At 71.4% G+C, this 4,013-nt stretch carries 3 protein-coding genes; 1 reads left to right on the top strand and 2 read right to left on the bottom strand.

What is annotated here, in order from left to right:
* Positions 1-60: 60 nt before the first annotated feature.
* Together E1265_RS34625 and E1265_RS34620 are read right to left on the bottom strand one after the other, a co-directional pair.
* The gene (locus E1265_RS34625) at positions 61-459 is read right to left on the bottom strand and encodes a roadblock/LC7 domain-containing protein (protein ID WP_132934919.1); all 399 of its coding nucleotides are present in this window, start codon (positions 457-459) and stop codon (positions 61-63) included.
* A gap of 87 nt (positions 460-546) precedes the next feature.
* On the bottom strand, positions 547-2,061 hold the full coding sequence (locus tag E1265_RS34620; protein WP_165953988.1) for an ATP-binding protein: 1,515 nt from the start codon (positions 2,059-2,061) through the stop codon (positions 547-549).
* Positions 2,062-2,516: 455 nt separating this feature from the next.
* Here E1265_RS34620 and glnA point away from each other — a divergent pair, with 455 nt between their 5' ends.
* A complete protein-coding gene (glnA, locus tag E1265_RS34615; protein ID WP_132934917.1) occupies positions 2,517-3,878 on the top strand; it encodes a type I glutamate--ammonia ligase in 1,362 nt (453 codons plus the stop codon).
* Positions 3,879-4,013: the final 135 nt, after the last annotated feature.

Raw genomic sequence — 4,013 nt, 5'->3', positions numbered from 1 at the left:
ACCGGCGCCCCCGCCGCCCGCCGCCACCGCCCGGCGGTTCGGCGGATCCGGTGTCGCCGGTCACGGAGCCGCCTGTTCCGGTGTGCGGGGCGCGCTCGACAGGTGTTCGCCGATGCGCAGCACCAGGTCCCGCATGCGCTGGCTGACCAGGCCCGGATCGACCCGGCCCTCCGCGGTGACGGCCAGGTAGGAGCGCTCGCCGGCCGACATCAGGTAGAAGTAGCCGCCGGCCAGTTCGAGCAGCACCATGCGGATGTCCCCGTCGTCGCGCGGGAACTCCCTGGCGATCGACTGGGCCAGGCTCTTGATGCCCGAGGCGGCGGCGGCGATCCGGTCCCCGCTGTCCCGGCTCTCCCGTTCGCTGCCGTGCTGGGCCATGCACAGCCCGTCCGCGGACAGCAGCACGATGTGCCGGATGCCGGGAACGCTGTCGGCCAGGTCCCTGAGCATCCAGTCCATGTCCTTGAACCGACGCTGAGTCACGTGATCTCACCCTTTTGATTCCGAGACTGTCTGTGCGGGCTTGGGGGACGCGGGGCCGCCTGCTCAGCGGCCGCCTCCCCGCGGGGGGCCCGGGTCCTGGCCCGTCGGCCGTTCCGCGGCGGCGGCGTGCTGCTCGTCGCTGCGCCGCAGCCCCTCGAAGAACGAGTCGACCCACAGGCCGGGCGCCGCGGTCGGTTCCCCGCCGGGCGCGTGGCCCGCCGGCGACCCGCCGCGCCCCCCGGCCGTCGGCGGCCGTGCGGAGGCCGACGACCTGCCGCGTGGGATCGGCCGGCGGCGCTGGGGCAGGCCGTTGGCCGCGCGCTCGTACTGCGTCTCCTCGTCGTCGAATCCCGGGGGGCCGTACGGGTCGTCGTCCTCGTCGTCGTCGCCGTAGAGCGAGGGCTCGACCACCGGCCTGACCGGCCAGCGGGGCGCCGGGCGCAGCGGCGGCAACTCGTAGGGGGGCGGGGGCGTGTGGGTGATCAGCTCGTTGGGGATGAAGAGCACCGCGCGCACCCCGCCGCAGGTGGAGGGGCGCAGCGAGATCCTGGCGCCGTGGTGGCTGGCCAGGATGCCGGCCACCCGCAGGCCGACCCGGGCGGTCTCGCCCAGGTCCTCGAGGTCGAGGCCGTCGACACCCTGCTGGAGCAGGAACTCGGCCCGGCGGCGCGACTCGCCGGTGAGTCCCGTGCCCTTGTCCTCGATGGAGATCTCGATGCCGAGGGCCACCTCCTCGGTGTTCATGATCACCTCGGCGTTCGGTGGCGAGTAGCGGGTGGCGTTGTCGAGCAGCTCGCCGAGAACCATGATCAGCGGCTCGACGGCGTGGCCGTGGATGCCGCAGTCGATCACATGGTGCTGTTTGACCCGCAGGTACTCGCGGATCGGGCCCGCGCCGGCGCGCATCACGTCGTAGAGGGTGATGGGGTGTTCCCAGCGGCGCACGGGGGCGCCGCCGCCGAGCACGGCGAGCGAGGTGGCGAAGCGGCCGGTGACGTTGATGCCGTGTTCGAGCCGCATCAGGTCGCTCATCACGTCCGGGTCGTTGTGCCGGAACTCCATCTTGCCGACGTCGTCCTGGAGCCGGTGGATCTCGGACTGGATGCGGCAGGCGATGTTGACGATGGCGCGCTTGGCGGAGTCCCGCTGGAGCTCCTTCTCGCGCAGCACGTCGACGATGGCGTGGACCATCGCCCGGTGCGCCTTCGCGAGCCGGGGGTCGGAGGCGGAGTCGGGGATCTCGGGCAGGACGTCCGCCTCCAGGTTGCCGCGCTTCAACTCGTCGAGCGCGGCCGGCAGCAGGTCGTAGGCGACCAACTCGGCGTCGGCCAGCTGCTGGCCCACCTTGGCCCGCAGCCGCCCGGCCGCGTGGCCGCGCCTGATGGTCTCGCCCGAGGTGACCGCCACCGCGAGGGTGGCCGCGGCGCCGCACCACAGCACGGGCAGCCGCGCGTCCTCCGGCGTCAGCAGCACGGCCGCGAACGCGCACAGCGCCACCAGCGCGGGCGGCACCAGCCGACCGCGGGTGGGTGCCGACGGACGGTCCCGGCGGACGGGCGGTAAGGGTTCGGCGCGCACCAAGGGTTTCCTCACGGGCTTCCTCACTGGCCTGACGGCGGACGGGCACGGCAGGGGCGCAGGGCGCATGCCGCTGACATATACGCGATGACGACTGGCCGTAGTGGCCGTGACTCGCTTTGTGACACCGGAGGGTAGAGGGCACGGGGCGCGTGCCGCAGGCAGTTGCGAAAAGCTCCCCCGATCGGGCAGCCGGTGGCCGGCACCGGGTGCGTACGCCGTCAGCGGAAACGTTGCTGACCAGCGGTTTCCGGTTCACCCACGAGTGAATTTCGCCCCGTATATTCATGGCCAAAGCTTGGTCTCCCCGATGTCCCAGAATGGAGGACATCCGGAGCGGCCGGGCCGACCGGTCGCGCATGCGCAACGCCGCGGAAATCCTGTGATGGGATGCTCAGGAGCCCCGCGCCGAGCGTCCGGGGACAGAGCCGTCTGACCAGCGAGGATGGGTGGAAATGGAGAAGCAGCAGGAGTTCGTGCTCCGCACGCTGGAGGAGCGGGACATCCGATTCGTGCGGCTGTGGTTCACCGACGTCCTCGGCTTCCTCAAGTCGGTCGCCGTGGCCCCCGCCGAGCTCGAACAGGCCTTTGACGAGGGGATCGGCTTCGACGGCTCGGCCATCGAGGGCTTCGCCCGGGTGCACGAGTCCGACATGATCGCCAAGCCGGCGCCGAGCACCTTCCAGATCCTGCCGTGGCGCGCCGAGTCCCCGGGCACCGCCCGGATGTTCTGCGACATCCTGATGCCCGACGGCTCACCCTCCTACGCCGACCCGCGCTACGTCCTCAAGCGCGCTTTGGCCAAGAGCTCCGACCTCGGCTTCACCTTCTACACCCACCCCGAGATCGAGTTCTTCCTCCTCAACGACAAGCCGGTCGACGGCTCGCGCCCCACCCCGGCCGACTCCTCCGGCTACTTCGACCACACCCCCCAGAACATCGGCATGGACTTCCGGCGGCAGGCCATCACCATGCTCGAGTCCATGGGTATCTCGGTCGAGTTCTCCCACCACGAGGGCGCGCCGGGACAGCAGGAGATCGACCTGCGGTACGCGGACGCGCTCTCCACCGCCGACAACATCATGACGTTCCGCCTGGTGATGAAGCAGGTGGCGCTCGAACAGGGCGTGCAGGCCACCTTCATGCCCAAGCCGTTCTCCGAGTACCCCGGCTCCGGCATGCACACCCACCTCTCCCTCTTCGAGGGCGACCGCAACGCTTTCCACGAGACCGGCGCCGAGTACCAGCTCTCCAAGGTCGGCCGCTCCTTCATCGCCGGCCTGTTGCGGCACGCGGGCGAGATCTCCGCCGTCACCAACCAGTGGGTCAACTCCTACAAGCGCATCTGGGGCGGCGCGCAGCGCACCGCGGGCGCGGGCGGCGAGGCGCCCTCCTACATCTGCTGGGGCCACAACAACCGCTCCGCGCTGATCCGGGTCCCCATGTACAAGCCGGGCAAGACCGGCTCCACCCGGATCGAGGTCCGCTCGCTCGACTCCGGCTGCAACCCGTACCTCGCCTACGCCGTCCTGCTGACCGCCGGCCTCAAGGGCGTCGAGGAGGGCTACGAACTCCCGCCGGGCGCGGAGGACGACGTCTGGGCCCTCACCGACAGCGAGCGGCGGGCGCTCGGCATCGAGCCGCTGCCGCAGAATCTCGGCGAGGCGATCCAACTGATGCAGCGCAGCGAGCTGGTCGCGGAGACGTTGGGCGAGCACGTCTTCGACTTCTTCCTGCGGAACAAGCGGCAGGAGTGGGAGGAGTACCGCAGCGAGGTCACGGCCTTCGAGCTCCGCAAGAACCTGCCGGTGCTGTAACCGGCCGCGGTGACCCGGGCCTTGCGGCCGTGCGGTGCCACGCCCCGGCGGCGGAGCCGCCACGGGCCCGCTCCGCGTCCGCGCGCCGCGCGGAGCGCCGCGGCGCCCCAGCTCCTCGGGCGGAGCGCGAAGGGG

The sequence above is a fragment of the Streptomyces sp. 8K308 genome, from assembly GCF_004348315.1.
In the GTDB taxonomy this organism is placed as follows: domain Bacteria; phylum Actinomycetota; class Actinomycetes; order Streptomycetales; family Streptomycetaceae; genus Streptomyces.
This window is presented reverse-complemented; position numbering and strand designations above follow the sequence as displayed.

Bases quoted from the DNA above. Each gene is read 5' to 3' on its own strand.
- glnA (WP_132934917.1), top strand. From the start codon at position 2,517: ATGGAGAAGCAGCAGGAGTTCGTGCTCCGCACGCTGGAGGAGCGGGAC.
- E1265_RS34625 (WP_132934919.1), bottom strand. From the start codon at position 459: ATGGACTGGATGCTCAGGGACCTGGCCGACAGCGTTCCCGGCATCCGG.